At 64.8% G+C, this 26,647-nt stretch carries 28 protein-coding genes and 2 tRNA genes; 25 read left to right on the top strand and 5 right to left on the bottom strand.

Annotated features, from left to right (window positions below):
- Window positions 1–30: 30 nt before the first annotated feature.
- Window positions 31–1,665: a methyl-accepting chemotaxis protein gene (locus tag ACK4FZ_RS15605; RefSeq protein WP_409822388.1), complete on the bottom strand. Its 1,635-nt coding sequence runs from the start codon at window positions 1,663–1,665 to the stop codon at window positions 31–33.
- Window positions 1,666–1,827: 162 nt separating this feature from the next.
- Between ACK4FZ_RS15605 and ACK4FZ_RS15600 the strand changes: the two genes are divergently transcribed.
- The 7 genes from ACK4FZ_RS15600 to ACK4FZ_RS15570 all read left to right on the top strand — a co-directional run bounded on the left by ACK4FZ_RS15600 (window position 1,828) and on the right by ACK4FZ_RS15570 (window position 8,171).
- The gene (locus ACK4FZ_RS15600) at window positions 1,828–2,610 is read left to right on the top strand and encodes a 3-hydroxybutyrate dehydrogenase (protein ID WP_409822386.1); all 783 of its coding nucleotides are present in this window, start codon (window positions 1,828–1,830) and stop codon (window positions 2,608–2,610) included.
- Between the two features lie 121 nt (window positions 2,611–2,731).
- Window positions 2,732–3,328: a Maf family protein gene (locus ACK4FZ_RS15595; RefSeq protein ID WP_144373754.1), complete on the top strand. Its 597-nt coding sequence runs from the start codon at window positions 2,732–2,734 to the stop codon at window positions 3,326–3,328.
- Between the two features lie 15 nt (window positions 3,329–3,343).
- Entirely contained in the window at window positions 3,344–4,840 is a 1,497-nt protein-coding gene (gene rng, locus ACK4FZ_RS15590; protein WP_409822384.1) for a ribonuclease G, read from the top strand.
- 138 nt (window positions 4,841–4,978) lie between these two features.
- Window positions 4,979–5,761, top strand: a complete 783-nt coding sequence (gene cysE / locus ACK4FZ_RS15585) for a serine O-acetyltransferase (protein ID WP_409822382.1) — start codon at window positions 4,979–4,981, stop codon at window positions 5,759–5,761.
- Entirely contained in the window at window positions 5,758–6,534 is a 777-nt protein-coding gene (locus tag ACK4FZ_RS15580; RefSeq protein ID WP_409822380.1) for a DUF3658 domain-containing protein, read from the top strand. Before cysE ends, ACK4FZ_RS15580 begins: the two co-directional genes overlap by 4 nt.
- 106 nt (window positions 6,535–6,640) lie before the next feature.
- Complete coding sequence (locus tag ACK4FZ_RS15575) at window positions 6,641–7,483, top strand: 2OG-Fe(II) oxygenase family protein (RefSeq protein ID WP_144373750.1); 843 nt, start codon at window positions 6,641–6,643, stop codon at window positions 7,481–7,483.
- Window positions 7,484–7,601: 118 nt separating this feature from the next.
- Window positions 7,602–8,171: a cysteine hydrolase family protein gene (locus ACK4FZ_RS15570; RefSeq protein ID WP_409822378.1), complete on the top strand. Its 570-nt coding sequence runs from the start codon at window positions 7,602–7,604 to the stop codon at window positions 8,169–8,171.
- Here ACK4FZ_RS15570 and ACK4FZ_RS15565 read toward each other — a convergent pair.
- The 4 genes from ACK4FZ_RS15565 to ACK4FZ_RS15550 all read right to left on the bottom strand — a co-directional run bounded on the left by ACK4FZ_RS15565 (window position 8,157) and on the right by ACK4FZ_RS15550 (window position 10,176).
- Complete coding sequence (locus ACK4FZ_RS15565; RefSeq protein WP_409822376.1) at window positions 8,157–8,675, bottom strand: GNAT family N-acetyltransferase; 519 nt, start codon at window positions 8,673–8,675, stop codon at window positions 8,157–8,159. The two genes, ACK4FZ_RS15570 and ACK4FZ_RS15565, sit on opposite strands and share 15 nt — an antisense overlap.
- 67 nt (window positions 8,676–8,742) lie before the next feature.
- A tRNA-Met gene (locus ACK4FZ_RS15560) sits at window positions 8,743–8,819 on the bottom strand.
- A gap of 34 nt (window positions 8,820–8,853) precedes the next feature.
- A tRNA-Met gene (locus tag ACK4FZ_RS15555) sits at window positions 8,854–8,930 on the bottom strand.
- Between the two features lie 91 nt (window positions 8,931–9,021).
- Window positions 9,022–10,176: a class I SAM-dependent methyltransferase gene (locus tag ACK4FZ_RS15550; RefSeq protein ID WP_409822441.1), complete on the bottom strand. Its 1,155-nt coding sequence runs from the start codon at window positions 10,174–10,176 to the stop codon at window positions 9,022–9,024.
- 105 nt (window positions 10,177–10,281) lie between these two features.
- Between ACK4FZ_RS15550 and ACK4FZ_RS15545 the strand changes: the two genes are divergently transcribed.
- The 18 genes from ACK4FZ_RS15545 (at window position 10,282) to ACK4FZ_RS15460 (ending at window position 26,563) form a co-directional block, all read left to right on the top strand.
- A complete protein-coding gene (locus tag ACK4FZ_RS15545) occupies window positions 10,282–11,019 on the top strand; it encodes an SDR family oxidoreductase (RefSeq protein ID WP_409822374.1) in 738 nt (245 codons plus the stop codon).
- Window positions 11,020–11,022: 3 nt separating this feature from the next.
- Window positions 11,023–11,418 carry a dihydroneopterin aldolase gene (locus ACK4FZ_RS15540; RefSeq protein ID WP_409822372.1) on the top strand — a complete coding sequence of 132 codons (396 nt, stop codon included), beginning with the start codon at window positions 11,023–11,025 and terminating at the stop codon, window positions 11,416–11,418.
- Window positions 11,415–12,161, top strand: a complete 747-nt coding sequence (locus ACK4FZ_RS15535) for a pteridine reductase (RefSeq protein ID WP_409822370.1) — start codon at window positions 11,415–11,417, stop codon at window positions 12,159–12,161. Before ACK4FZ_RS15540 ends, ACK4FZ_RS15535 begins: the two co-directional genes overlap by 4 nt.
- 122 nt (window positions 12,162–12,283) lie before the next feature.
- A complete protein-coding gene (gene ttcA, locus ACK4FZ_RS15530) occupies window positions 12,284–13,282 on the top strand; it encodes a tRNA 2-thiocytidine(32) synthetase TtcA (protein WP_409822368.1) in 999 nt (332 codons plus the stop codon).
- On the top strand, window positions 13,272–14,072 hold the full coding sequence (locus tag ACK4FZ_RS15525) for a polyamine aminopropyltransferase (protein ID WP_409822366.1): 801 nt from the start codon (window positions 13,272–13,274) through the stop codon (window positions 14,070–14,072). Before ttcA ends, ACK4FZ_RS15525 begins: the two co-directional genes overlap by 11 nt.
- A gap of 135 nt (window positions 14,073–14,207) precedes the next feature.
- The gene (locus ACK4FZ_RS15520) at window positions 14,208–15,266 is read left to right on the top strand and encodes a Gfo/Idh/MocA family protein (protein WP_409822364.1); all 1,059 of its coding nucleotides are present in this window, start codon (window positions 14,208–14,210) and stop codon (window positions 15,264–15,266) included.
- A gap of 38 nt (window positions 15,267–15,304) precedes the next feature.
- Entirely contained in the window at window positions 15,305–15,667 is a 363-nt protein-coding gene (locus ACK4FZ_RS15515) for a GxxExxY protein (RefSeq protein ID WP_409822363.1), read from the top strand.
- 117 nt (window positions 15,668–15,784) lie between these two features.
- Complete coding sequence (locus ACK4FZ_RS15510) at window positions 15,785–16,351, top strand: acyltransferase (protein ID WP_409822361.1); 567 nt, start codon at window positions 15,785–15,787, stop codon at window positions 16,349–16,351.
- Between the two features lie 141 nt (window positions 16,352–16,492).
- Entirely contained in the window at window positions 16,493–17,590 is a 1,098-nt protein-coding gene (locus ACK4FZ_RS15505) for a DegT/DnrJ/EryC1/StrS family aminotransferase (RefSeq protein ID WP_409822360.1), read from the top strand.
- Window positions 17,591–18,877 carry a lipopolysaccharide biosynthesis protein gene (locus ACK4FZ_RS15500; RefSeq protein ID WP_409822358.1) on the top strand — a complete coding sequence of 429 codons (1,287 nt, stop codon included), beginning with the start codon at window positions 17,591–17,593 and terminating at the stop codon, window positions 18,875–18,877. It abuts the gene before it with no gap.
- A complete protein-coding gene (locus ACK4FZ_RS15495; protein WP_409822356.1) occupies window positions 18,870–19,394 on the top strand; it encodes an acyltransferase in 525 nt (174 codons plus the stop codon). Before ACK4FZ_RS15500 ends, ACK4FZ_RS15495 begins: the two co-directional genes overlap by 8 nt.
- A complete protein-coding gene (locus tag ACK4FZ_RS15490) occupies window positions 19,388–20,596 on the top strand; it encodes a DegT/DnrJ/EryC1/StrS family aminotransferase (protein WP_409822355.1) in 1,209 nt (402 codons plus the stop codon). Before ACK4FZ_RS15495 ends, ACK4FZ_RS15490 begins: the two co-directional genes overlap by 7 nt.
- A 135-nt stretch (window positions 20,597–20,731) precedes the next feature.
- A complete protein-coding gene (locus ACK4FZ_RS15485; RefSeq protein ID WP_409822353.1) occupies window positions 20,732–21,787 on the top strand; it encodes a glycosyltransferase in 1,056 nt (351 codons plus the stop codon).
- Window positions 21,788–22,242: 455 nt separating this feature from the next.
- The gene (locus tag ACK4FZ_RS15480; RefSeq protein WP_409822351.1) at window positions 22,243–23,346 is read left to right on the top strand and encodes a glycosyltransferase family 4 protein; all 1,104 of its coding nucleotides are present in this window, start codon (window positions 22,243–22,245) and stop codon (window positions 23,344–23,346) included.
- Complete coding sequence (locus ACK4FZ_RS15475) at window positions 23,343–23,777, top strand: hypothetical protein (protein WP_409822349.1); 435 nt, start codon at window positions 23,343–23,345, stop codon at window positions 23,775–23,777. The genes ACK4FZ_RS15480 and ACK4FZ_RS15475 overlap by 4 nt, the downstream gene beginning before the upstream one ends.
- A gap of 35 nt (window positions 23,778–23,812) precedes the next feature.
- Entirely contained in the window at window positions 23,813–25,054 is a 1,242-nt protein-coding gene (locus ACK4FZ_RS15470) for a glycosyltransferase family 4 protein (protein WP_409822347.1), read from the top strand.
- A gap of 34 nt (window positions 25,055–25,088) precedes the next feature.
- Window positions 25,089–25,526 (top strand): bleomycin resistance protein, encoded by a 438-nt coding sequence (locus ACK4FZ_RS15465; protein WP_409822345.1) that lies wholly within the window; start codon window positions 25,089–25,091, stop codon window positions 25,524–25,526.
- Window positions 25,523–26,563 (top strand): acyltransferase family protein, encoded by a 1,041-nt coding sequence (locus ACK4FZ_RS15460; protein ID WP_409822344.1) that lies wholly within the window; start codon window positions 25,523–25,525, stop codon window positions 26,561–26,563. The genes ACK4FZ_RS15465 and ACK4FZ_RS15460 overlap by 4 nt, the downstream gene beginning before the upstream one ends.
- The last annotated feature ends 84 nt before the right edge of the window (window positions 26,564–26,647 follow it).

The raw sequence follows: 26,647 nt of genomic DNA, 5'->3' as shown, positions 1-26,647 counted from the left end.
CCTGCAGCCACGGCTTTTTGCTGGCCGGTGCTAGAAGCGGAACTGCTGCAGCGACTGGTTAAGCTGGCGCGAGCAGTCTTCCAGGCTGGCCGCCTCGGTGGACAGACTGTCGGCTTCGTCGCGGTTGCTGCCGATAGCCGCCCCCAGCGTCTGCATGTGCTGGCTGATGGTGGCCACGTGCTGGCGGATGCTGTGGCTGTGGCTGACGTTGTCGTCGAAGGTCTGCTGTAGCGAGTCCAGCAGCAGGCGCGCTTGTTCCAGCGTGCGTTGCACGTCGCCGGAGCAGCCGGACAGCTTGTCGGCCTCGTCGGCCTGGCTGGTAATGACGCCGGCGGTATCGCGGATGGTCTGCAGCAGCTTGCCGACAAAATTGTCGGTTTCGGACAGTGTGGCCTGGGTCTGGCCGGCCAGCTTGCGCACTTCGTCGGCCACCACGGCAAAACCGCGGCCCGCTTCGCCGGCACGGGCGGCTTCGATGGCCGCGTTCAGCGCCAGCAGATTGGTTTGTTCGGAAATGCCGGCAATGCGCTGCAGGATGCCGGTAATGTTCTGCACATCGCTGGACAGCGCCTCGAAGCGTTTGGCCAGTGTACGGTTGTCGGCCACATGGTGGTGCATGCCTTCGCTCAGTTCGCCGACGGCGCTGCGCGACTGCGCCAGCTGTTGGCCCACGCTGGCCAGTTGTTGCTGGGCGGCTTGCAGCATCTGGCTGCTTTGCGCGCTGAGCTGGTGGATGTCTTCGGTGCAGCCGTGCAGGGTATGCAGCGACTGCTGGCTGTGGTTCGCGGTTTCGCGCATGTGCTGGGTGCTTTGGCGCACGTTCTCGGCACTGTGGAAGGTCTGGCTGGCGTTGTCGGACACTTCGTGCAGGGTCTGGCTGACGGCCTGGCACAGCTGGTTGAGGCTGTGTGCCATCTGTGCGATTTCATCATTGCCACGCACGTTCAGCTTACCACTGAGGTCGCGTTCGCTGGCACGATGTGCCACGTGGCGGGTAATGCGGCTGATGGACGCGGCCAGCATATTGGCTAGCAGCCAGGCCACCATCATGCCTGCCAGCAACGAGATGCCGCCAATAAGCAGCACCTCTTGCAGTACGGCGTGGCGGCTGGCCATGGCGGCTTCCAGCGGCACGTCGGCCGCCAGTACCACGGTCTGGCCGTTCAGCGTGGTGGGCAGGAAGATGGAGCGGAAGGTGCCGTATTTGTCGCTGTACTCGTCGTATTGCACGGTTTTTTGCTGGAATGCTTGCAGCAGTCCTGCACTGGGTTCGTAGGTTTCCAGATGATGGCCGAACTGGTTGCTGCTACGTTCCGTCTCACCGGCACCGTCGGCCAGGTACACCACCTTGCCGTCTTTCTGCCACAGCAGGTACAGGTATTTCACGCCAAACTGGCGCGCGTAGTTGTCCATGCGCTCGGCGTTGGCCAGCATCTGCTGTTGTGTCACGCTGCCGGTATTGAATACCGTTGCCAGAAATGGCTCGCCCAACAGGGCCGGAATGGCGCGCGCGGCGGCGTTGAGCCGCGTGTCGATGACGGCAGTGGCTTGTTCGGTGCTGCGCAGGTAGCTGTGCGCCGAAAAAGACAGGATGGTCAGTATATTCAACAGGGCAAACAGGCAGACCAGCTTGGTGCGGATGCTCACGCGGTGTAACCAGGACATGGGTGGCAAACCTCGGTATCGGGGGGGCTAGAGTCGGGGTAACGTTATTATTTCACCTCGCGCCAAGGCAGAAGTGATTCTTATCGGTATTATCGAAAATCTTTGTTATACCTATTTGAAAAAGTTGCATTAATGCAATTGGCGTAATTGACGGGAGGCAGCATGCAGCAGCAAAAAACCGCGTTTATCACCGGTGCCGATCGCGGTATCGGCCTGGCCATCGCTTGCCGGCTGGCCGCACAAGGCTGGCGCATCGCCTTGCACGGCCTGGCTGACGAGCCCGGCCAGGCCGCCGCGCTGGCCGCAGTACGCGCAGCGGGGGCTGCCGACGCCGCTTTTTTCAGTGCCGACCTGCGCAGCGGTGACGCCACACGACAACTGGCTGAAACAGTGCTGGCGCACTACGGCCGGGTGGACGTGCTGGTCAACAATGCCGGCATGCAGCACGCGGCGCCGTTGCTGGAAATGCCGGCACAGAAGTGGGACGACATCATTGCCGTCAATTTGTCGGCGGCGTTTCATTTGATGCAAATGTGCTTGCCCGGCATGTTGGCCGCAGGCTGGGGCCGCATCATCAACATTGCCTCGGTGCATGGCCTGGTGGCGTCCAGCGGCAAGCTGCCGTACGTGGCCAGCAAGTTCGGCATTGTCGGCATGACCAAGGCGGCAGCGCTGGAAACCGCGGGCCTGGGCGTTACCGTCAACGCGGTGTGCCCCGGCTGGGTGGAAACGGCGCTGATCGAGCCGCAAATCCTGGCCCGTGCGGCGAAGCTGGGGGTTGGCCGCGACGAAGGCGCGCGCGACCTGGTGCTGGAAAAGCAGCCGTCGGGCCGCATGAGCCAGCCGGCCGATATCGCCGAGGCAGTGGCCATGCTGTGCGGCGACTGGGCGCACAACCTGACCGGCGTGGCCTTGCCGGTAGATGGCGGCTGGACGGCGCAGTAAGCGTTGCAGGGTTGGCCGCAGGCGGCGCTTGGCCAAGGCTTGCGCCAGCGCAAGCCTGCGGCATATGCCGATGCAGCCGGCTCTGGTAATCTAGCTGGCTGGATGACCAACCTTAGCCATCATGAGCACGAACGATTCCCGCATTTACCTGGCCTCCGGCAGCCCGCGCCGTCGCGAAATCCTGGAAGGCATGGGCCTGAGCCTGGAGCGCATTCACGCCGAGATCGATGAAAGCGTGTTGCCTGGCGAAGACGCCATTACCTATACCGAGCGCCTGGCGCGCGAAAAAGCCGCCGCCGGCTGGGAAGTGGTGCAGCGCTGCGGCCTGCCCGAGCGCCCGCTGCTGGCCGCCGACACCACGGTGGTACAGGACGGTGAAATCTTCGGCAAACCGGTCGACGCCGCCGACGCCCGCCGCATGCTGCTGGCCTTTTCCGGCCGCAGCCACCAGGCCGTTACCAGCGTGGCGGTACGCCAGGGCGATCATGTTGAGGTGCGCACCAGCGTGACCGACGTGACGTTCAAACCGCTGAGCGAGGCGGAAATCCAGCGCTATATCGATAGCGGCGAGCCGTTCGACAAGGCCGGTGCCTACGGCATCCAGGGCCGTGCGGCGGTGTTTGTCAGCCGTATCGAAGGCAGTTTCACCGGTGTGATGGGCCTGCCCGTCTACGACACCGCCCAGATTCTTGGCAACTTCGGTTACCAGTTTCCCTGACCCCCGGAGCCCGCCATGCTGCAACAACCGATTCCGCTGCCGCGCGACCTGCCGCGCCCCAAAGAACAGATCCTGGTCAACATCACGCCGCAGGAAACCCGCGTGGCGGTGCTGGAAGATGCCATCGTGCAGGAGCTGCACATCGAGCGCTCGGCCAGCCGCGGCATCGTGGGCAATATCTACCTGGGCCAGGTGAAGCGCGTGCTGCCGGGCATGCAGAGTGCCTTCATCGAAATCGGCCTTGAGCGCGCCGCCTTCCTGCACATTGCCGACGTACTCGAGCAGCGCCAGCACCCGTCCGAGCCGCAACGCATCGAGAAGATGCTGTTTGAAGGCCAGACCGTGCTGGTGCAGGTGATCAAGGACCCGATCGGCACCAAGGGCGCGCGGCTGTCGACGCAGATCAGCCTGGCCGGCCGTTTCCTGGTGCACCTGCCGCAGGAAGAACACATCGGCATCTCGCAGAAAATCGAGCACGAGGCCGACCGCCTCAGCCTGAAATCGCGGCTGGAAAAGCAGCTGCCGGACGGCGCGCCGCGCGGCTACATCATCCGCACCAGCGCCGAAACCGCCACCGACGACGAGCTGGCGGCCGACATCGGCTACCTGTCCAAACTGTGGGCCGATATCCGTCACAAGTCGCAGCACCTGCCGGCGCAGAGCCTGCTGTACGAAGACCTGCCGCTGGCGGTACGCGTGCTGCGCGATATGGTGAGCGACCACACCGAGAAGGTGATCGTCGATTCCACCGAGAACTACGGCAAGATGGTGGAGTTTGCCGAGGCCTACGTGCAGTCGGCGGTGGCCAAGATCGAGCGTTACAGCGGCGAGCGCCCGCTGTTCGAACTGCACGGCATCGAAACCGAGATCGACAAGGCGCTGTCGCGCCGCGTCAACCTGAAGTTTGGCGGCTACCTGATCATCGACCAGACCGAGGCGATGACCACCATCGACGTCAACACCGGCGGCTTTGTCGGCAACCGCAACTTTGACGAAACCATCTTCAAGACCAACCTGGAAGCCACGCTGGCGCTGGCACGCCAGCTGCGCCTGCGCAATCTGGGCGGTATCATCATCGTCGATTTCATCGATATGGATAACGCCGAGCACCGCGAGGCGGTGCTGGCCGAGCTGGCCAAGGCGCTGGCACGCGACCGCACCCGCGTCACGCTGAACGGCTTTACCAGCCTGGGCCTGGTGGAGGTAACGCGCAAGCGCACCCGTGAAAGCCTGGCCCACGTGCTGTGCGAGCCGTGTCCGGTGTGTCAGGGGCGCGGCGAGATCAAGACGGCGCAAACCGTCTGTTACGAGATCCAGCGCGAGATCGTGCGCGAGACGCGCCGCTTCGACGCCAAGGGTTTCCGCATTCTGGCCGCGCAAAGCGTGATCGACATGCTGCTGGACGAAGAGTCGCAAAGCCTGGCCATGCTGATCGACTTCATCGGCAAGCCCATCTCGCTGGCAGTGGAAAGCACCTACAGCCAGGAACAATTCGACGTGGTACTGATGTAGGCCTTGAAAGGCCGTCGCGGTGCCATCAGCTGTCACAGGCTGGCCGCGCACCGGGCACATCAAGAGGGCGCCGCCGGCGGGCAGCGCCCTTTTTCATGCCTGCGCGGGCAGGCAAACAGAACAAGCAAAGGTAAGAGCATGACTGCAAGCAATCACGACGCGCTGTGGCTGGCCATCCTGCAGGAGGCCGAACTGGCGGTGCGCGACGAGCCGCTGCTGGCCAGCTTCCTGCACATGACGGTGCTGCGCCACGGTACGCTGGAAGACGTACTGGCGTTTCACCTGTCCAGCAAGCTGGCCAGCCCGGTAATGGACGCCCGTGCGCTGATGGAGCTGTTCCGCGAGGCGTTTGCGGCCAACCCGGCCATCGTCGACGCGGTACGCGCCGACATCACCGCCTGCTACGAGCGCGACCCGGCTTGCGACAGCTACTCCACCCCCTTGCTGTACTTCAAGGGCTTTCATGCCCTGCAAAGCCAGCGCGTGACGCACTGGCTGTGGCAGGAAGGCAGAAAGACGCTGGCGTATTTCTTGCAAAACCGCATCTCCGAAGTAATGGGCGCCGATATCCACCCGGCGGCCAGAATTGGCCACGGCGTCATGCTGGATCACGGCACCGGCATTGTGGTGGGCGAAACCGCCGTCATCGGCAATAACGTGTCGATCCTGCATGGGGTGACGCTGGGGGGCTCCGGTAAGGAACGCGGCGATCGTCATCCCAAGATCGGTGATGGTGTGATGATCGGCGCCGGGGCGGCCATTCTCGGCAATATCCGGGTGGGCGACTGTGCCAAAGTGGGTGCCGGCAGCGTAGTGCTGGACGACGTCCCTGCCCATACCACGGTAGCCGGCGTACCGGCCAGGGTAGTGGCGCAGCTTTGTCCGGGCACCCCGGCGCTAGACATGGACCAGCGCGTATGAGCGCCAGCGCCATCCACCTTGCCCTGCCGTCGCCGGCGCATACGCTGCAGCAGCTGTGTACCGCCGGCACCTTGCCGGGCGAGGTGCTGTGCTTCCAGGAAGATTTCAGCCAGGGCCCGTTGGCCGATTGCGACCTGATCGACCCGCAGGCGCGCATGGGCTACTGGAACGCGGTGCTGTGGGCACAAGACTGGTGGCCACAGCAGGACGAAGACTTCGTGCACGCCTACTGGGCCAGTCGCAAGGCGCAGCTGAAGGCCTTCGAGCGCCGGGCGCCGTTGTACGCCTGGGCCGGTGGCCACGCCGGCGAATGGCTGATGCTGTGCATGCTGGCCGAGCACGCCCACGCCGACACCCCGCTGTACCACGTGGCGGTGCCGCAGGACGGCCGCCGCAGCTGCATGGGTATCCAGCCGCCGCAGGCGCTGCCCGCGCTGTTTGCCGGCGCTCGCTTGCTGACGGCCGGCGAGCGCGAACAGTTGGCCGCACAATGGCGTTACTGGCAGGAACATGGCGACGGAATACGCTACCTCGATGCGCAAGGCACGCTACAGCAGCACCCGATCGACCATTACGACAATGCACTTGTCAATGCCATAAAAGTGGCCGGTAAGTGGCCTGTAGCAAGGCTGGTAGGCGAAGTGATGGGGCGCGAGGAACAAGCCTGGCTGAGCGATAGCTTTTTGTTCTGGCGGGTGAAAAAGCTGGTGGATGCCGGTGTGCTGAAACGTGAAAATGTGCCTGGCGCCATGCCGTTGATATGCCATTGGTAAATCAAATAGGGTACTTCCGCACGACCTGAAGGCGGCGTAGAATGCGCCGCCTTTGCATTGGTGTGCCCGTTTGCGGCCGCCGTGCCGCCACACGAGGAAACCCGACATGAACGTACGCGTAGTCGATTACCGCGCGCCCGACGCGGCCGAACAGTTCACCCGCAGCCTGCACGAAACCGGCTTCGGCGTGCTGGTCAACCACCCGATCCCGCAAGACCTGGTAGAAAGCATCTACCGCAACTGGCTGGCGTTCTTCGGCACCGAAGAAAAGCACGACTTCGCGTTCTCGGTAGAAAAGCAGGACGGCTACTTCTCGCCGGAAATCTCCGAAACCGCCAAGGGCCACACCCAGAAAGACATCAAGGAATACTTCCACATCTACCCGTGGGGGCGCATCCCGGCGCAGCTGAAAGACGACGCCATGCGCTACTACGACACCGCCAACACGCTGGCGCAAGAGCTGCTGGCCTGGGTAGAGCAGTACACACCGGCCGACATTGCGGCCAACTACAGCGAGCCGCTGTCGCAGATGATCCAAGGCAGCCAGAAAACCCTGCTGCGCGTGCTGCGCTACCCGCCGCTGACCGGTAACGAGCCGGCCGGCTCGCTGCGTGCCGCTGCGCACGGCGACATCAACCTGCTGACCATCCTGCCGGCGGCTAACGAGCCGGGCTTGCAAGTGCAGGACATGAACGGCAACTGGATCGACGTACCCTGTGATTTCGGCATGCTGATCATCAATATCGGCGACATGCTGTGCGAAGCGTCGCGCGGTTACTACCCGTCCACCCAGCACCGCGTGGTCAACCCTACCGGCGAAGGCGCCAGCAAGAGCCGCGTGTCGCTGCCGCTGTTCCTGCACCCGCGTGACGAAGTGGTGCTGTCCGAGCGCTACACCGCCGGCGCCTACCTGGCCGAACGCCTGCGCGAGCTGGGCGTGAAGATGTAAGCCAGCCACGCTGCCTGATCAGCCCGGCCCTGTCCCCCGACAGCGCCGGGTTTTGTTTTGCACCCAGGGTTGGCCGCAAGCACGGCTAGAATGACACTTTGCCTGTGGAGACTGCTGCATGACCCAGCTTGCCGCGCCGAGCGCACTGATCATCATCGATATGCAGAAAGGCATGCAGCGCATGCCGGCACACACGCGTAACAACCCCGGCGCCGAGGCGGTAATCGCGGGCCTGCTGGCCGCCTGGCGCCAGGCCGGGCAGCCGGTGGTACACGTGCGCCACTTGTCGCGCACGCCGGGCTCGCCGTTCTGGCCGGGGCAGGACGGGGTGGAATGGCAGCCGGCGCTGGCGCCGCTGCCGCACGAGCACGTGGTGGACAAACACGTGCCGGACGCCTTTACCCACAGCCAGCTGGAACGCTGGCTGCACCAGCGCGGCATCCACCGCTTGGTGGTGGCGGGTGTCAGCACCAACAATTCGGTAGAGGCCACGGCGCGCAGCGGCGGCAACCTCGGCTTTGACGTGCGGGTAGTGGCCGATGGCTGCTACGCCTACGCACAGCACGATTTTGACGGTGTGGCGCACAGCGCGCAGACCGTGCACGCGATGGCGCTGGCCAACCTGCACGGCGAGTACGCCACGGTGCAGACTTCCGCCGAGGTGCTGGCTGCCTTAGCTGGCGCCTGATGCGGCCAACTCCGCCACCATGCCGGTAGCGTCGTTGCCGTAGCAGGCCAGCTTGGCCGCCGGTAGCGGGTAGGGGCGGTAGCCGTGGCGTGCCCAGTAGTGCTGGGCGCCTTGTACCGCCACCAGGCGTGCAAAGCGCAGGTCGCGCTCGCGCGCCTTGTCCTGCAGCCGGGCCAGCAGCCGCGGTGCGATGCCGCGGCTACGGGTACTGCGGCACAGTGCCATATCGTGGATGAACAGCGTGTCGTGTTGCGGCGGCAGGCGGGCCAGCGGCTGGTTCAGCTGCGGCGGGGTGTCGCCGTGCCACGGGTGGGCAAAGACATAGCCTTTTACCTCGCCGCCGTGTTCGGCCACCCAGCAGGTATCGGGCGATAGCGCATGGCGCGAGGCCAGTGCGTCGCGGCTTTCGATCAGGTTGGCGGGGTAGCTTTGTGCCTGGATGGCGAGAATGGCGCCGAAATCGGCGGCTTGCATGGTGCGTAAGACGATATTGCCGTGCTGCATGGACTTGCGTTGACAGTAAAGCGGGGACGTAAAGCAAAAAACCAGCCCGAAGGCTGGTTTTTTGTGTTGGTGGCGAATCAGGGACTCGAACCCCGGACCTGCGGATTATGATTCCGTCGCTCTAACCGACTGAGCTAATTCGCCGTGAAACCCTGCCGAAGCAGTGCTTCGCAAACTGTGGTGGCGAATCAGGGACTCGAACCCCGGACCTGCGGATTATGATTCCGTCGCTCTAACCGACTGAGCTAATTCGCCACGTTCCCGATGCGTTGCATCAAGGCTGCGAACTATAACCGAGCCGTTTTTGCGCTGTCAACAAGTTTTATGCAAATTCTGGCGCCGGCCGTTACAGCGTGTAGCAGCGGTCGCCGCTGGCGAAGCCTTGCCAGTCCACATCCACGCCCTTGCCGAAACCGATCACCTTGAAGGTTTCACCCATTTCCACCGGCGACAGCAGCCGCTGCGCCGCCTTGGCCAGCGGCAGGTATTGCTTGACGTTGGCCGCATCCAGGTGCGACAGCAGGTCGGTAATGCCGCAGTTGATCAGGAACTGCGCCTGGCTGCAGTAGCCGATCAGGTCCAGCCCGGCGTCGATGCCGCTTTGTGCCACCGCGCTGAAATCCACGTGGCAGGTAATGTCCATCAGGCCCGGCAGGTAGAACAGGTCTTGCACCGTGTGGTGGCGGTAGTGGCCCAGCAGCGTGCCCATGTGGCGTTCCGGGTGGTAGAACTCGCTGGCGCTGTGGCCGTAGTCGATCATGATGATGGCGCCGCGTTGCAGCGTCTGGCCCAGCGTGCGGATGAAGGCGCGGTTGGCCAGGCTGATCTCGCTGGTGTAACCGGGGGTGGCCGGAATCAGGTCTGCGGCCAACCCTGCCAGCACCGCATCGGTAAACGGGCGGTCTTCGTAACAGAAGGCGCCGTCCAGCACGGTAACGCCGCGTTGTTGCAGCGTGCCGTCCACATTGCGGCTCACCAGCTCGCACGGCATGGCGTCCAGTACCTCGTTGCCCAGCATGATGCCGTCGAAGCTGGCCGGCAGTGCCGCCGCCCACTGTACGCGGCTGGCCAGGTGCGGCACGCGTTCGGCCAGCGTGGCGCGCTGGCGCTCGATCAGGTCCGGCGACAGGTCGACGATGGTATAGCTGGCCGGCAACTGGCCCAGTACTTCCAGCTCGGCCAGCAGGTCGGCTGCCAGGCGGCCGGTGCCGGCGCCGAATTCCAGCAGGTGGCCGGCGGTTTGCGGCAGCAGTGCGGCCAGCTGGCGTGCCAGCGTCTGCGCAAACAGTGGCGATAGCTCGGGCGCGGTGACAAAGTCGCCCCCTTCGCCGAACTTGCGGCTGCCGGCGGTGTAATAGCCCAGGCCCGGCGCGTACAGCGCCTGTTCCATGAAGCGCGAAAACGGGATCCAGCCGCCGTTGTCGGCGATTTCGGCGGCAAGCGTGGTGGCCAGGGTACGGCTGATGGCCAGGGCGTCGTCAGAAGGCTGGGGCAGGGTCATGGTGCGGTGATTGTCAGTCATGGTGTTGTCGAGTATATAGCAAGCTGTCCGTTGCCATTGCCGGCGGGCAAACCAACACGTATTGAAGGGAACAGGATGAAGGTTGTGCTGGTGACAGGCGCTGCCAAGCGTTTGGGGCGTACCATCGCCGCCCGTTTTGCGGCCGCGGGCTGGGCGGTAGCGGTGCATTATCGCGATTCGGCTGCCGAGGCGGAAGCGCTGGCCGCCAGCCTGCCGCAGGCCCGAGCCTACCGGCTGGATCTGGGGGCAGCCGACGCCGACTTTGCCGGTTTACTGGCGGCCGTCCGGCAGGACCTGGGCGGCGTCGATTGCGTGGTCAATAGCGCGTCGTTGTTTGAAGAAGACGGCTTTGGCACGATGTCACCCGCGCTGTTTGACCGCCACATGGCGGTGAACTTTCGTGCGCCGGTACTGCTGACGGCGGCATTGGCCAGCCAGTTGGCCGCAGAAGGCCGCCAGGGCAGCGTGGTGCACATCCTGGACCAGAAGCTGTTCAACCTGAATACCGACTACTACAGCTACACGCTGTCCAAGCTGGCGCTGAAGGAAAGCATCCGCATGCAGGCGATGTCTGCCGCACCATGCCTGCGCGTTAATGGCGTGGCGCCGGGGCTGACCTTGCTCAGCGGCGAGCAAACCGAAGACAACTTCCGCCGCGCGCACCGCATGACGGCGCTGGGGCAGGGCACGCGCCCGGAGTCGGTGGCGGATGCGGTGCTGTTTCTGGCCGAAGCGGTGCAGATCAGCGGCCAGATCCTGACCGTAGACGATGGCCAGCACTTGTTGCCGCTGGCGCGTGACGTGATGTTTGCGGTGGAGTAAATCATGCAGGCACGAATTTTCTTGCGCGACTTCGAGGTGCCTTGCTTCATCGGCATTCACGATTTCGAGCGTGGCGTACGCCAGCGCATGCGTTTCCAGTTCGCGCTCACCGTGGCCCGGCTGGTGCCGGCTGCCGACCGTATCGAGCTAGTGCTGGACTACGATTATCTGCGCCAGCAAACGCTGGCCCTGGTGGCCGAGCGTGTGTTCGATACCCAGGAGTACCTGCTGGGCAAACTGGTCGATATCGTGTTTTCGCACCCGGACGTACTGGCCGCCACGGTAGAAACCTGCAAGCCGGATGTGTACCCGGACAGCGGTGGCGTAGGCTGCAGCCTGTCGCTGACGCGTGAGGAGTGGCAGCAGCTCAGGCAAAGCGGGCAGTGGTGGCAGCAGTGAGTACCTCCGCGCCGGTAGTGCTGATTACCGGCGCGGCGCGCCGTGTCGGCGCCGGCATCGCCCGCCACCTGCACGCCCGCGGCGCGCGGCTGGTGCTGCATTACCGCGGCTCGCGGGCACAAGCCGAGGCGCTGGCTGCCGAGCTGAACGCGCAGCGGCCCGACACGGTGGCGCTGGCGCAGGCCGACCTGCTGGATACGGCGGCGCTGCCGGCGCTGGTGGCCGACGTTGTAGGCTGCTTCGGCCGGCTGGACGGACTGGTGAACAACGCGTCCAGCTTTTACCCCACCGACGTTGGCCGCATCAGCGAACAGGACTGGTTCGACCTGATGGGCAGCAACCTCAAGGCGCCGCTGTTCCTGGCGCAGGCGGCGGCACCGTACCTGGCGGCCAGTCGGGGCGCCATTGTCGGCATCGTCGACATCCACGCCGAACGGCCGATGAAGCGCCACCTGGTGTACAACCTGGCCAAAGCCGGTCACGCACAGCTGATCCGCAGCCTGGCCATCGAGCTGGCGCCGCAGGTGCGCGTCAACGGCGTGTCGCCGGGCGTGAACGTGTGGCCGGAAGACGAAGTGTCGTTCGACGAGCGCGAGCGCCAGGCCATCGAGGCCACCATCCCCTTGCAACGCACCGGCGTGCCCGACGACATCGCGCGTGCGGTGGCTTTTCTGCTGTTCGATACCGACTACGTCAACGGCCAGATCCTGGCGGTAGACGGCGGCCGCAGCGTGGTGCTGTAGCCGCGGCCAACCGTGCTGCCGCGCCGCTTGCCGTATTGCTGAAAAAAAGCCTGCGCGGCGGTGGTACAAACCGGCTGCCGGGGGCTAAAATAGCCGGTTTTTCAATTTCTTAGCCGTACCCCATGTCCGAACCGCAACAGACCGCCGACGACAAGGCCAAAAAGGCCGCGTTCGAGGGCAATAAACTCTCCAAGCGCCTGCGTCACCATGTGGGCGCCGCCATCAACGACTTCAACATGATCGAAGAGGGCGACCGCGTGATGGTCTGCCTGTCCGGCGGCAAGGACAGCTATGGCCTGCTGGATATCCTGCTGGGCCTGCAAAAGTCGGCCCCGATCAACTTCAGCATCGTGGCCGTCAACCTGGACCAGAAACAGCCGGGCTTCCCCGAACACGTGCTGCCGCAGTATCTGGAATCGATCGGTGTGGAATACCGCATCATCGAGGAAGACACCTACAGCATCGTCAAGCGCCTGATTCCGGAAGGCAAGACCACTTGCAGCCTGTGCTCGCGCCTGCGTCGCGGCATCCTGTACCGCGTGGCCGACGAGCTGGGCGCCACCAAGATCGCGCTGGGCCACCACCGCGACGACATCCTGCACACTTTCTTCCTCAACATGTTCTACGGCGGCAAGCTGAAAGCCATGCCGCCCAAGCTGGTGTCCGACGACGGCCGCCACATGGTGATCCGCCCGCTGGCCTACTGCCGCGAGAAGGACCTGGAACGCTACGCCGCGTTACGCGCCTTCCCCATCATCCCGTGTAACCTGTGCGGCTCGCAGCCCAACCTGCAGCGCCAGGTGGTGAAGGAAATGGTGAACGACTGGGACAAACGCTTCCCGGGCCGCGTGGAAAGCATGTTCCGCGCCATGCAGAACGTGGTGCCGTCGCACCTGGCCGACACCAAACTGTTCGACTTTGCCGGCCTGCAAACCGGTGACAGCCCGTTCGAAGGCGGCGACACCGCCTTTGACAAGGAAGAATTCCGCGACCCGATCGCGCTGGCCGAAGACGACGACGGCCAGCCGATGGCGGCCGCAGCCAAGCCGCGCCGCACCATCAGCATTCTGGATTCGCGCCCCAAGGCCGATAGCCAGGCGGGAGACAGCTGTGGCGGGTAAGGCATTGCACCCCTTCCGCCGCCGTGTACGCAACAGCGTGGACGCGCTGCCGGAAGTGGAAATCTCCGAGGCGGACAATATCCGCTCGCTGCACCTGGGCTCGGAAACCATCCAGAGTTCGATGGACCTCGACGACCCGGCCGACCTGGTACTGAGCTACAGCCGCGCCATGATGGGCTTTCTGCTGTGGCGCGACGACCCGGCGCACATCCTGCAGATCGGCCTGGGTGGTGGCTCGTTCGCGCGCTGGATCGACGAATACCTGCCGGACGCGGTGAGCGTGGCGGTGGATATCAACCCGCAAGTCATCGCCGTGGCGCGGGCGTTTTTCCAGCTGCCGGAAGAGGGCGACTTCTTCCAGATCGTGGAAGCCGACGGCGCCGAGTACGTGAAGGTGTTCCGCGAGTCCACCGACGTCATTCTGGTAGACGGCTTTGACGGCTTGCAGATTGTCGATGCGCTCACCACCGAGGAGTTCTTCGAGGACTGCAAGCGCGCGCTGACCGAAGGCGGCGTGTTCGTCACCAACTGGTGGAGCGGCGACAAGCGCTACCACCAGTTTGTCGAGCGCCTGCTGGGCGTATTCGAAGGCCGCGTGGTGGAATTGCCGGCGCTGACGCACGGCAATATGGCGGTGATGGCGTTCAAGAGCACGCCTACTCCCACCACCTGGGACGCGCTGGAAAAACGCGCCGACGAGCTGGAAGGCCGCTACGGTCTGGAGTTTTGCGAGTTTGTGCGCCGCCTGAAAGAAAACAACCTGCACAGCCAGAACCGGCTGCTGCTTTGATTTTGTTCGGCCACGAACGCACACGAAAAACACGAAAGTCTACCCCGCCCAGACCAGGCGGCTTGCCAGGCAAGGGCAGGGTCCGTGTCGTTTCGTGTGTTTCCGTGGCTGAAAAGTAAAGAGGTGACAACTGCCATGATCAGTTACGACACGATTACCGACCGCAAGCTGCGCTTTGCCCTGGTAGGCTGCGGCCGTATTGCGGCCAACCATTTTGGCGCCATCGAAAAACACGCCGACCGTTGCGAGCTGGTGGACGTGTGCGATACCGACCCGGCCGCGCTGGCCGCCGCTGTCGCCCGTACCGGCGCAGTTGGCCACGCCACCCTGGCCAGCCTGCTGGCCAGCAGCCAGGCCGATGTGGTGATCCTCACCACGCCGTCCGGCCTGCACCCGCAGCAAGCCATCGACTGCTTTGCCGCCGGCTTCCACGTGATGACCGAAAAACCGATGGCCACCCGCTGGCAAGACGGCGTGGCGATGGTGAAAGCCGCCGACCAGGCCGGCAAGCGCCTGTTCGTGGTGAAGCAGAACCGCCGCAACGCCACGTTGCAGCTGCTGAAGCGCGCGGTGCAGGAAAAACGCTTCGGCCGCATCTACATGGTCAACGTCAACGTGTTCTGGACCCGTCCGCAAGACTACTACGACCAGGCCGACTGGCGCGGTACCTGGGAATACGACGGCGGTGCCTTCATGAACCAGGCCAGCCACTACGTGGACCTGCTGGACTGGGTGATTGGTCCGGTGGAAAGCCTGCAGGCCTACACCGCCACGCTGGCGCGTGACATCGAAGTGGAAGACACCGGCGTGGTGAGCCTGAAGTGGCGCAGCGGTGCACTGGGGAGCATGAACGTGACCATGCTGACCTACCCGAAGAACCTGGAAGGCAGCATCACCATCCTGGGCGAGAAGGGTACCGTCCGGGTGGGTGGTGTGGCAGTGAACGAGATCCAGCACTGGGATTTTGCCGAGCCGCACGCGATGGACGACGAGATCAAGAACGCCAGTTACGCCACCACCAGTGTGTACGGCTTTGGCCACCCGCTGTACTACGACAATGTGATCCGCGTGATGCGCGGCGAAGCCGAGCCGGAAACCGACGGCCGCGAAGGCCTGAAATCGCTGGAGCTGCTGATTGGTCTGTACCTGTCGGCCCGTGATGGCAAGCGCGTGTGCCTGCCGCTGGAGTACTGATGTTGTATTAGCCACGAAAACCACGAAAGAACACGAACATGCTGGAAAAAGAGCTTTGCTATCGCATCCAAGGCTGTGTGTTCGACGTCTATCGTGAGTTGGGGCACGGTTTTTTGGAGAAAGTGTACGAGCGGGCGTTGTTGCTGGAGTTGGAGCGTCAAGGCTTGAGTGCAGATGCACAATGCCCGGTAGCGGTGCGGTACAAAGGCGAGGTGGTTGGCGATTATGTGGCTGACATCATCGTGGAGGGGCGTGTTCTGCTGGAGCTAAAAGCGCAGGAGAAACTGACCCCAGCGCATAAAGCCCAGGTATTGAACTACCTGAGGGCAACCGGTATCCGGGTTGGGCTGCTAGTAAACTTTAGCTATCCCAAGGCGGATATTGTGCGCTTGGTACTATAAACCGCCCGGCTACGCCTACCTGCTCCGGACTGCTATCTGGGATAGTGCCCGTCATGGCTGCGCGTTTATTTTTTGTGGTTTTTGTGGTTTTCGTGGCGAAAGAAAAAAGGCAAAACAATGAGCTACACCGTTCACCCCACCGCCATCGTCGATGACGGTGCGCAAATCGGCGCCGACACCCGCGTCTGGCACTGGGTACACATCTGCGGCCAGGCGCGCATTGGCGCCCGCTGCTCCTTTGGCCAGAACGTGTTTGTTGGCAACGATGTCATCATCGGCGACAACGTGAAGGTGCAGAACAACGTGTCCATCTACGACGCGGTCACGCTGGAAGACGACGTGTTCTGCGGCCCGTCGATGGTGTTCACCAACGTCAACAACCCGCGCAGCCACGTTAGCCGCAAGAACGAATACCGCCGCACCATCGTGAAGCGCGGTGCCACCATCGGCGCCAACGCCACCGTGGTGTGCGGCCACACCATCGGCGAGTACGCCTTCATCGGCGCCGGCGCGGTGGTTACCAAGGACGTAAAGCCCTACGCGCTGATGGTGGGCACGCCGGCCAAGCGCATCGGCTGGATGTGCCAGTGCGGCGAACGCCTGCCGGACAGCATCGACCAGCACGCCTGCGCGGCTTGCGGCCAACGTTACGATATCGGCGGCAACCACTGCACGCCGGTTTGATTATCAAGATTTGGCCACGAAATCCACGAAATACACCAAAAAATACCGCTAACGAGGTGCTAGCCCATGATGAGGGCCGCCCTCTGACCGCGCGTTGTTCGTGCCTTTCGTGTGGTTCGTGGCTGATAAGGTTTAAAGCACATGTCCATCCAGTTCATCGACCTGAAAGTGCAGTACCAGCACCTGAAAGCCGATATCGACGCCCGCATCCACGCGGTGCTGGATCACGGCCAGTACATCATGGGCCCGGAGGTGAAAGAGGTAGAGGCGCAGTTGGCCGCCTACACCGGCGCCAAGCATGCCATCGGCGTCTGCGACGGCACCAAGGCGCTGCTGATCGCGCTGATGGCGCTGGGTGTGAAGGCCGGCGACGAGGTGATCACCACCCCGTTCACCTTCATCGCTACCGGCGAGATGATCGCGCTGTTGGGCGCCACGCCGGTGTTTGTCGATATCGACCCGGTCAGCTACAACCTGGACCCGGTCAAGCTGGAGGCAGCGATCACCCCGAAAACCCGCGCCATCATGCCGGTCAGCCTGTACGGCCAGTGCGCCGATTTTGACGCCATCAACGCCATTGCCGCCAGGCACGGCCTGCCGGTGATCGAGGACGGCGCGCAGAGCTTTGGCGCCAGCCAGCACGGCAAGCGCTCCGGCAACCTGTGCACCATCGGCACCACCAGCTTCTTCCCCAGCAAGCCGCTGGGTTGCTACGGCGATGGCGGTGCGGTGTTCACCAACGACGACGAGCTGGCCAAGAAAATGCGCGAGATCCGCGTGCACGGCCAGGACCGCCGCTACCACCACCCGGTGATCGGCCTCAATGGCCGCCTCGACACCATCCAGGCCGCCGTGCTGCTGGCCAAGCTGCCCAGCTTCCCGGACGAAGTAGCCGCCCGCGCCCGCATCGGCGCCCGCTACAGCGCGCTGCTGCAAGACGTGGCGCGCGTGCCGGTGATTGCCGACGGCAACAGCCACGTGTACGCGCAGTACACCATCGAGGTAGACAACCGCGAGGCGGTACAGCAGGCGCTGCAGGCGCTGGGTGTGCCTACCGCTGTGCATTACCCGATTCCGCTGCATCTGCAGCCGGCCTTTGCCCACCTTGGCCAGGGCGAGGGCAGCTTCCCGGTGGCCGAAGCCGCCGGCCGCCGCGTGATGAGCCTGCCAATGCACCCGTTCCTGGACGAGGCGACGCAAGACGCCATCGTGGCGGCGGTGAAGAAGGCGCTGAGCTAATTGGCCACTGTCTGGCAAAGGTTGGCCGCAGGCGGCTTTGCCCGCCATGTGGCCACGCTGGCAAGCGGGGCGGCGCTGGCACAGGCGCTGCCCTTGCTGTTTGCGCCGCTGCTTACCCGGCTGTATACGCCGGCAGACTTCGGCGTGCTGGCGGTGTTTGTGGCCTGGCTGTCCAATCTGGCGGTGGTGGCCACCGCTCGCTACGACATGGCGGTGGTATTGCCAGCGGACGATGCCGACGCCGCACGGCTGATGCGTCTGGCACTGCTGATCAACACCGCGCTGTGTGCGCTGTGCCTGTTGCTGTTCTGGCCGTGGCACCAGGCCATTGCCGGCGCATTGGGCCAACCGGCGCTGGCACCGTGGCTGCCGTGGCTGCCGCTTGGTGTGTGGCTGGCGGGCAGCGTGGCGGCGTGGACGGCGTGGAATAACCGCCAGCGCCGCTATGCGGCCAACGCCCAGGGGCGGGTGGTACAGTCGCTGGGGGTGTCGCTGTTGCAAGTGGCTGCCGGTTACAGCGGGCTGGCGGCGGCGGGCTTGATCGTGTCGCAGCTGGCCGGGCAGCTGTTGGCGCTGCTGGCGCTGGCCCGGGCCGACGTGGCGGGGCGCTTTGCCTGGCTGCGCGGCCATCGCCGCGACAGCCTGCTGCTACAGGCGCGGCGCTATCGCGAGTTTCCGCTGGTCAACACGCCGCACGCCTTTGTAGTGGCGTTCCAGGATTCCTTGATGCTGGCCATGTTGGCCGCATTATCCGGCAGTGCGGTGGTGGGCCAGTACGCGCTGGTGCTGCGCGTGCTCAAACTGCCGGCGGCGCTGGTGGGGCAAGCGGTGTCGCAGGTGGTATTCCGCGACCTGGCCGAGGCGGCAGCCAGCGGCCGTGCGCTGCGTGGCATGCTGGCGCGGGCACTGCTGATGCTGGCGGCGCTGGCGATTGTGCCGTTCAGTGTGCTGGGGCTGTGGGGCGGCCCGCTGTTTGCCTGGGTTTTCGGCGCGGGCTGGCACGGTGCCGGCGACATCGCCGCCGTGCTGGCGCCGTATTTTGCCGCGGCGTTCATTGCCGGCCCCGCCTTCATGGTGCCGATGGTGCTGGGGCAGCAGCGCGCGTCGTTTGTCTTTGTGCTGGCCGGCGTGGTGGTCAACCTGACGGCCTTTGCTGCTGTGTATGTGGCCAGCCACGATGCCCTGCGCGCCTTCGGCGTGATGTCGCTGGTGATGAGCGTTTATTTTGCGGCCTACGTGGCGTGGGTATTCCGCCTGTTGCGCCGCCGGGAACAACACGATGCTTGATCGCGTACTACTGATGCTGTGGCGCAGCTGGCTGCGTTTGCGCGGGGCACGGCTGGCGCCGGGGGCGCGCGTCAACCCGTCGGTGCACGCCGCTGCGGCCAGCCTGACGCTGGGGGGCCATGCCCGCCTGTACTGGGGCGGCGACGTACTGGCCCACGGTGGCGGCCGCCTGCGCCTGGGCGCGCACAGTCATATGGCGCCTTACTTTTATTGCCTGATTGGCCGCAACCTGCTGCACATCGGCGACCACGTCGCCATCGGCCCGCGCTGCCAGTTCTTTTGCCACAGCAACGGCATTCCGGCCGACGCGCCGGCCACGCCGTTTACCGCCTGCCATGTCGATGGCGACATCCGCATCGGCAACAATGTGTTTATCGGTGCCGGTTGCATCGTGCTGCCCGGCACCGTGATCGGCGACAACGTGGTGGTCGGCGCCGGCAGCGTGGTGAAGGGCGTGCTGGAGAGCGGCTGGGTGTACGCCGGCCAGCCGGCGTGCAAGGTGAAAGCGCTATGCTGACCGGCAACTCCTTGACCCTCACCCAGCTGTTTACCGCGCTGCCGGCCATGCTGCTGGGCCGTCGCCGCCATCGCGCCGCGTTGCGCCTGGCGCTGGCCAGCCAGTTCGGCGTGGCGGTCGAGCGCATCCGCCTGTTCGACAGCGGCCGCGCCGCCTTCGCCGCCTTGCTGAAGCTGCACGACGTGCAAGCCGGCGACGACGTGCTGGTACCGGCCTTCACCTGCGTGGTGGTGCCCAACCAGGTGCCGCCCAGCGGCGCGCGCGTGCGGTTTATCGATATCGCCGCCGGCGGCCTCAACCTGGACTGGCTGGCGCTGGATGCTGCCATCCGCCCGGCTACCCGCGTGGTGGTGGTGCCGCACAATTTCGGCGTGGCGTGCGAGGTGCCCACCTGGCTGCGCGAGAAGCACCGCCAGGTGCGTTTTGTTGATGACGCCGCCCACGGTTTTGCCTCGCAACTAGACGGCCAGTGGCTGGGCACCTACCACGACGGCGCGTTTTTCAGTTTTGAATACAGCAAGAACCTCAGCGGCGGCATTGGTGGCCTGGCCATTCTGCCGGCCGGCGCCAGCCTGCCGGATGCCGACTTGCCCGAGCTGCGCTGCGCCGACGAGTGGCGCTTGCTGGCCACCTTGCTATCGCACCTGCTGGCCGCACGTTGGCCGCTGTCCGGGCGCATCAGCATGGCGCTGGCGCGCCGCGTGGGGCTGGTGTACCGCTCCGGCGACGACGAAGTGCTGTTCGGCGAGCCGCACCCGGCCCGTGCCATGCCGCTGCTGGCTAGCGTGCTGGTGCGCCGCCAGCTGGCCAGCCTGCCCGCCGTGCTGGCACACAAGCAGGCGCTGGTAGCGCGTTACCGCAGCGCGCTGGCCGCGCTGCCGGCATTGCGGCAGTGGCCGGCGGATGCTGCTACCCACTGGGTGCGTTACCCGTTTGCGCTGCCGCAGCCGGTGGCCGACAAGGCCGCGCTGGCGCGCAGGGTTAGCGCCGCCAGCGGGCTGAATATCGGCGTCTGGTTCGACGACGTCATCCACCCAGCCGGCAGCTTCCGCCACGGTTACCGCGCCGGCCAGGCACCGCACGGCGAGGCGCTGGCCGCCACTGTGTTGAACCTGCCGGTCAACATCGCCATCGGCGTGGACGCCGCGCTGGAGCGCAAGCTGGCGCGGTTGTTGGCGGCGCTGCAAGCGGAGCTGGAATAAATACATGGTCGGCAACGACACTCACCAACACGAAAAGGCCTGGCGGCATAATCGCACTAGAGATAAGCAGGGCGTGGCCAAGAGCATGCCGCCTTGTTCGTGTTTTTTCGTGGTTTTCGTGGCCAGAAAGTCAATATGAAGCTTCTTCTGATCGGCTCCGCCTCGGTACACACCCACCGCTACCTGGCCGGCATTGCGCCACACGTCAGCGAGGTGCACCTGGCCAGCAACGGCCCGCTGCCACCGCGCTACCAAGTGCCCAATCTGGGCCGCGTGCTGGCCGTGGATTTCAGCCTGAAGGCGCTGGGCACCGCCGCCCGCCTGGCGCGGCTGATCGACGAGGTGCAGCCCGACATCGTACACGTGCACCAGGCCAATAGCGTGGCCTGGCATGCGCGCCGCGCGCTGGCCGGCCGCAAGCTGCCGTGGGTGCTTACCACTTGGGGCTCGGACGTGCTGCTGCTGCCGCAACAGAACGCCTTGATGAAAAAAATGGTGGCGGCCAACCTGGCCGCGGCCAGCGCCGTCACCAGCGATTCGCTGCACATGGCCGCCGTGTGCCGCCAGCTGGCCGCCGTGGCGCGCATGGACGTGCTGAACTTCGGCATGGACGCGCTGCCGCCACCGCCGGACATCGCTGCCAAGCCGCTCTCGGTGCTGTCGTGCCGGCTGCACAAGCCGCTGTACCGCATCGACGCCATCCTCCGCGCCTGGACCGAGGTGGAAGCCGACGCCGCGCTGGCCGGCTGGCAGCTGACCGTGGCCGCCAGTGGCGACGAAACCCACAACTTGCAGACGCTGGCGCAGCAGCTGGGGCTGCAGCGGGTGGTGTTTACCGGTTTTGTGGCGCCCGAGGTGCTGGCGCAGCACTACCGCGACGCGCGCGTGTTTGTCAGCGTACCGATGAGCGACGCCACCAGCATCAGCCTGCTGGAAGCGATGGGCCACGGCTGCCTGCCGGTGCTGTCCAACCTGCCGGCCAACCTGGAGTGGGTGCTGGACGGCGTCAACGGCGCTATCGTGGAAGACCTGGGCCGTCTGGGCAGCGCGCTGAAGACGCAGCTGCGGCAAGCGGGGGATAATGCACGGCTGGCCAGTGCCGCGGCGCTGAACCGCCAGCTGGTGGAGGCCAAGGGCCTGTATCGCCAGAACATGCAGTGCTTTGCGCAGATTTACCGGGAGTTGTGCTGAAGGCTTGATTAGCCACGAAAACCACAAAAGGGCACGAAAAAGGCAAAGGCATTTTTGCCACGGAATACACGGAAGGCGCGGACAGAGCCTGAAGTAAACCAAGGTTGGCCGCAGGGTGGTCAGTGTGCTTCCGTGCTTTCCGTTTTGTCCGTGGCTAAGAGAGGTTCGTGGTTTTCGTGGCCAAGAAGCAGTAAAGGCGTTAGCCACGAAACCCACAAAAAGACACGAAAAGATAAAGGCATTTTTGCCACGGAATACGCGGAAGGCGCGGACAGAGCCCGAAGTAAACCAAGGTTGGCCGCAGTGGTGTCGGTGTGATTCTGTGCGTTCCGTTTTTTCCGTGGCTAAGAGAGGTTCGTGTTTTTTCGTGGCAAAAGAAAGGTTTGCGTTTTTTCGTGGCCAACAGGTTTGCCCGGCCCAGGAACGCGTCGTTACCCGTACACAGGTTTGAACAGATGAAAATTGCCCATCTCACCAGCGCCCATCCGCGCCACGATATCCGCATCTTCGTTAAAGAGTGCGCCACGCTGGCCGAAGCCGGCCACGAGGTGCACCTGATCGTGGCCGACGGTAACGGCGACGAGATCAACCGCGGCGTGCGTCTGCACGATGTGGGGCCGAAAAGCGGTGGCCGCTTGTCGCGCATGACTGGCACCGTGAAGCGGGTGTACGAAAAAGCGCTGCAGCTGATGCCGGACGTGGCGCATTTTCACGACCCGGAGCTGATCCCCGCCGCGCTGCGCCTGCAGCAGGCCGGCATCAAGGTGGTGTACGACGTGCACGAGGACGTGCCGCGCCAGGTATTGGCCAAGCACTGGATTCCCGGCATGGCACGGCCGCTGGTGTCGCGCGGGGTGGAGACGCTGGAAGACTACGCCGCGCGCCGTTTCGACGCCATCGTGGCCGCCACGCCGGTGATTCGCCGCCGCTTCGAAGAGGCCGGCGCCCGCCGCGTGGTGGACGTGTGCAACTACCCGATCCTGGCCGAGCTGGTGCGCGACACGCCGTGGGCCAGCCGCCGCAACGAAGTGTGCTACCTGGGCGGCATCAGCCGTACCCGTGGTATCGAGCCCATCATCGCCGCGCTGCCGGACACCGACACCCGCCTCAACCTGGCCGGCATCTGGAGCGAGCCGGACCTGAAAGCCGTGCTGCAACGCGAAGCCGGCTGGAGCCGCGTTAACGACCTGGGCGTGCTGGACCGCGCCGGGGTGGCCGACGTGCTGGCCGCCAGCAAAATCGGTCTGGTGACGCTGTTGCCGACGCCCAGCTACGTGGAATCCCTGCCGATCAAGCTGTTCGAGTACATGGCCGCCGGCATGCCGGTGATCGCCAGTGATTTTCCGCTGTGGCGCGAGATCATCGAAGATGCCGACTGCGGCCTGCTGGTAGACCCGCAAGACCCTCGCGCCATCGCCGACGCCATCGCCCAGCTGCTGGGCGACGACGAACGCGCCCGTCTGATGGGCCTGTCCGGCAAGCAGGCGGTGCTGGCCAAATACAGCTGGGCCGCCGAAGGCGCCAAACTGGTGGATTTGTACCGGGGGTTGGCCGCATGAAGCGTTCGATGCCGATGACCCTGCTGCGCGTGGCGCTGCCGTTGTGGTTGCTGTTCTGTCTGGTGCAATGGCTGTGGTACGGTGCGCCGCTCACCGCCGCCACGCTGGGCGGCCACGCCGCGCTGGCGCTGGCTTACACGCTGTGGCACTGGCGCAATGGCGCCTGGTTTGCGCGGCTGGCGGCCAACGATTACGCCGGCTGGCAGCGTGTGGCTAAAGGCGGCCAGATGCGCTTTCTGATGGCTTACGGCCTGTCCAGCCGCGGCATGATGCTGGCCTGTTTGGTGGTGGGCATGCAGTGGGTGGCCAGTGGCGCCGTCCCCAGCACCGAACGCCTGCTGACCCACGGCATGCTGTGGGCGCCGCTGGGCATCGTGCTGGCGTATTTCGACTGGCTGCGCATGGAACAAGCCAGCAGCCAGGTCTCCTGAATGTGTCGGGCGGCGCGGCTGCCCGGAAACCGACTATGAAAATCCTGTACATCAACCATTACGCCGGCAGCCCGCTGCACGGCATGGAATTCCGCCCCTACTACCTGGCCCGCGAATGGGTGAAAGCCGGCCACGAGGTGCATATCGTGGCGGCCGACTACTCGCACCTGCGCCAGCGCAACCCTGAGTTAACGGCCAAGTACGCCGACCAGGACATCGACGGCATCCGCTACACCTGGTGCAAGACGCCGCGCTACGAGGGCAACGGCGTCAAGCGCGTGGTCAATATCTTCCGCTTCCTGGGCCGGCTGATGGGCCTGTCCGGCCGCTACCTGCGCGACTGGAAACCGGATGTGGTGATCGCCTCCTCCACCTACCCGCTGGACACCATCCCTGCTGCCTTCATCGCCAACCGTACCGGCGCGCAGCTGGTGTACGAGGTGCACGACCTGTGGCCGCTGACGCCGGTAGAGGTAGGCGGCATGAGCCCCAAGCACCCGTTCATCCGCCTGCTGCAGTGGGCCGAGGACTTCGGCTACAGGAAAGCCGACACCGTGGTGTCGATGCTGCCGTGCGCCCGCGACTACATGCTGGCGCATGGCATGGCGCCGGAAAAATACGTGGTCATCCCCAACGGCGTGGACGTGGCCGAGTGGCAGGGCAAGCCCGAGCCGCTGCCGGCCGAGCACCGCATGCGCCTGGCCGAGCTGAAGGCGCAGAAGCGCTTCATCCTCGGTTACGCCGGCGGCCACGGCCTGGCCAACGCGCTGGATTACCTGCTGCAAGCCGCCAGCCTGATCCGGCAAGACCCGGCGCTGGCCGACAAGCTGCAGGTGGTGCTGGTGGGCGACGGCCCGGACAAGGCCGCGCTGGTCGCGCAGGCGCAGGCGCTAGGCCTGGATAACGTCAGCTTTCTGCCGGCCATTGCCAAGCGCGCGGTGCCGGCCTTCCTGGCCGAGTGCGACGCGCTGTACATCGGCTGGCGCAAGCTGCCGATCTACCGCTTCGGCATCAACCCCAACAAGCTGTTTGATTACATGATGGCCGCGCGCCCGGTGCTGCACTCGGTGGAAGCCGGTAACGACATGGTGGCCGAGTCCGGCTGCGGCGTCAGCGTGGCAGTGGAAGACCCGGCCGCTATTGCCGACGGCATCCGCCGCCTGCTGGCCACCACGCCGAACGAGCGCGGCCGCATGGGCGCCGCCGGCAAGCAGTTTGTGCTGGCCAAGCACGATTACGCGGTGCTGGCGCGCCGCTTCCTGCAGGGCTTGCGCTAAGGCGCTGGCCAGCAACACCACAGGGCCTGACACGATGAGCGAACCCTACTGGAACCCGATGGTGCCGGAACTGACCGTGCGCGACATGGCGCAATCGCTGCCGTTTTATCTGGCTGCCGGTTTTGGCGTGCGTTTTCGTCGCAGCGAGCCCGATTTTGTCTATCTGGAGCAGGGCCAGGCGCAGCTGATGCTGGAAGCCTGGCACCCGCAAGGCTGGCACACCGGCGAGCTGCAGCTGCCGTTTGGGCGCGGTATCAACCTGCAGATCGAAGTCGACGACGTAACCGCGTTGGCCGCACGGCTGCAGGCTGGCGGCTACGCCGGCTTCCGCCCGGTGCAGGAAAGCTGGTACGCGGTGTCCGAACACGAAGAAGAAGGCCAGCGGGAAGGCCTGTGGCAAGACCCGGACGGCTACCTGCTGCGTTTTGTCGAAATCCTGGGCAGCCGCCCGCGATCACCGGAGGCCGCATGAGCCAGCAGCCCCACATCCGCTTTGATTTTGCCGACGGCCTGCGCGGCCTGGCCATGCTGGCCGTGGTGTTGTTCCACTACACGCAGACGTTCTGGCAGCGCCGCGACCGCATTGCCGAGGTGATGAGCGTGCCGCCGCTGCCGGGCTACGACGGCGCGTCGTTCCTGCTGCCGTTCAACCTTGGCGCGGTGGGCGTGGGGCTGTTTCTGCTGATTTCCGGCCTGCTGATTCCGCTGTCGCTGACGCGCATGGGCACGTTGCGCTTTGCCGTGTCGCGCTTCTTCCGCATCTACCCCACCTACTGGGCCGGGCTGGCGGTGACGGTGGCCGCGCTATGGTTGGCCGCACAGCTGCCTGGCGGCGTGTGGAGTGTGAGCGCGCGCGACGTGCTGGGCCACGTCAGCATCGCGCTGATCGACTGGATAGGTGGCCGCAATATCGACCCGGTGATGTGGACGCTGAAGGTGGAGCTGTGGTTCTACGCCATGCTGGGCGGTGCGTTTGCCATTACCGGCCGCCGCATCAAGTGGGCGATCTGGCTGCTGCTGCCGCTGCTGGTGTGGCTGTGCCGCTTTGCGCCGGTCAACAGTTTCCAGACCATTGTCTGTTACTTCCCGCTGATGTTTGCCGGAAGCTGGGTGTACTTCTACCAGACCGGCCACGCCGGCCGCGTGGAAACCGTGCTGCACTTTATCGGCATGCTGGCGCTGTACGTGTGGCTCACCGGCTGGGGCGACCCCGGCCTGTACGCCAGCTACGGCATCGGCGTGGCGCTGTTTGTGGCGGGGGCGTTGCGGCCGCAGCTGGTAGCGGCGCCGCTGCTGACGCGGGTGGCTAGCGTCAGCTACGCCTGGTACGTGTGTCACGCCACGGTCGGTTACCTGATCCTGTTTACGCTGGCACAATACGGCACCCCGTGGTGGGCGATGGTGGCCATCGCGCTGGCGGTAAGCTGGGGCATCGCACAGGCCATCCACCGCTGGGTGGAGCTGCCGACGCAGCGGTGGGGGAAGGTGTTGTCGGATAAATTGAAGTGAAAAACGTAGGGTGGGCAAAGCGTAGCGTGCCCACCGTGCTGTGCGGATGGGCATGGCGGTTTTGCGGGTGTAGTGGGCACGGCT

This window comes from Vogesella sp. (assembly GCF_046297735.1).
Lineage (GTDB): Bacteria > Pseudomonadota > Gammaproteobacteria > Burkholderiales > Chromobacteriaceae > Vogesella > Vogesella urethralis.
The sequence above is the reverse complement of the archived record's forward strand: the minus strand, read 5'-3'. Positions and strand labels throughout refer to the sequence as shown.

Excerpts from the sequence above, each read along its gene's own strand:
- ACK4FZ_RS15605 (WP_409822388.1), bottom strand. The coding sequence starts at position 1,665 with ATGTCCTGGTTACACCGCGTGAGCATCCGCACCAAGCTGGTCTGCCTG.
- ACK4FZ_RS15600 (WP_409822386.1), top strand. The coding sequence starts at position 1,828 with ATGCAGCAGCAAAAAACCGCGTTTATCACCGGTGCCGATCGCGGTATC.
- ACK4FZ_RS15595 (WP_144373754.1), top strand. The coding sequence starts at position 2,732 with ATGAGCACGAACGATTCCCGCATTTACCTGGCCTCCGGCAGCCCGCGC.
- rng (WP_409822384.1), top strand. The coding sequence starts at position 3,344 with ATGCTGCAACAACCGATTCCGCTGCCGCGCGACCTGCCGCGCCCCAAA.
- cysE (WP_409822382.1), top strand. The coding sequence starts at position 4,979 with ATGACTGCAAGCAATCACGACGCGCTGTGGCTGGCCATCCTGCAGGAG.
- ACK4FZ_RS15580 (WP_409822380.1), top strand. The coding sequence starts at position 5,758 with ATGAGCGCCAGCGCCATCCACCTTGCCCTGCCGTCGCCGGCGCATACG.
- ACK4FZ_RS15575 (WP_144373750.1), top strand. The coding sequence starts at position 6,641 with ATGAACGTACGCGTAGTCGATTACCGCGCGCCCGACGCGGCCGAACAG.
- ACK4FZ_RS15570 (WP_409822378.1), top strand. The coding sequence starts at position 7,602 with ATGACCCAGCTTGCCGCGCCGAGCGCACTGATCATCATCGATATGCAG.
- ACK4FZ_RS15565 (WP_409822376.1), bottom strand. The coding sequence starts at position 8,675 with ATGCAGCACGGCAATATCGTCTTACGCACCATGCAAGCCGCCGATTTC.
- ACK4FZ_RS15550 (WP_409822441.1), bottom strand. The coding sequence starts at position 10,176 with ATGACCCTGCCCCAGCCTTCTGACGACGCCCTGGCCATCAGCCGTACC.
- ACK4FZ_RS15540 (WP_409822372.1), top strand. The coding sequence starts at position 11,023 with ATGCAGGCACGAATTTTCTTGCGCGACTTCGAGGTGCCTTGCTTCATC.
- ttcA (WP_409822368.1), top strand. The coding sequence starts at position 12,284 with ATGTCCGAACCGCAACAGACCGCCGACGACAAGGCCAAAAAGGCCGCG.
- ACK4FZ_RS15520 (WP_409822364.1), top strand. The coding sequence starts at position 14,208 with ATGATCAGTTACGACACGATTACCGACCGCAAGCTGCGCTTTGCCCTG.
- ACK4FZ_RS15515 (WP_409822363.1), top strand. The coding sequence starts at position 15,305 with ATGCTGGAAAAAGAGCTTTGCTATCGCATCCAAGGCTGTGTGTTCGAC.
- ACK4FZ_RS15510 (WP_409822361.1), top strand. The coding sequence starts at position 15,785 with ATGAGCTACACCGTTCACCCCACCGCCATCGTCGATGACGGTGCGCAA.
- ACK4FZ_RS15505 (WP_409822360.1), top strand. The coding sequence starts at position 16,493 with ATGTCCATCCAGTTCATCGACCTGAAAGTGCAGTACCAGCACCTGAAA.
- ACK4FZ_RS15495 (WP_409822356.1), top strand. The coding sequence starts at position 18,870 with ATGCTTGATCGCGTACTACTGATGCTGTGGCGCAGCTGGCTGCGTTTG.
- ACK4FZ_RS15490 (WP_409822355.1), top strand. The coding sequence starts at position 19,388 with ATGCTGACCGGCAACTCCTTGACCCTCACCCAGCTGTTTACCGCGCTG.
- ACK4FZ_RS15485 (WP_409822353.1), top strand. The coding sequence starts at position 20,732 with ATGAAGCTTCTTCTGATCGGCTCCGCCTCGGTACACACCCACCGCTAC.
- ACK4FZ_RS15480 (WP_409822351.1), top strand. The coding sequence starts at position 22,243 with ATGAAAATTGCCCATCTCACCAGCGCCCATCCGCGCCACGATATCCGC.
- ACK4FZ_RS15475 (WP_409822349.1), top strand. The coding sequence starts at position 23,343 with ATGAAGCGTTCGATGCCGATGACCCTGCTGCGCGTGGCGCTGCCGTTG.
- ACK4FZ_RS15470 (WP_409822347.1), top strand. The coding sequence starts at position 23,813 with ATGAAAATCCTGTACATCAACCATTACGCCGGCAGCCCGCTGCACGGC.
- ACK4FZ_RS15465 (WP_409822345.1), top strand. The coding sequence starts at position 25,089 with ATGAGCGAACCCTACTGGAACCCGATGGTGCCGGAACTGACCGTGCGC.
- ACK4FZ_RS15460 (WP_409822344.1), top strand. The coding sequence starts at position 25,523 with ATGAGCCAGCAGCCCCACATCCGCTTTGATTTTGCCGACGGCCTGCGC.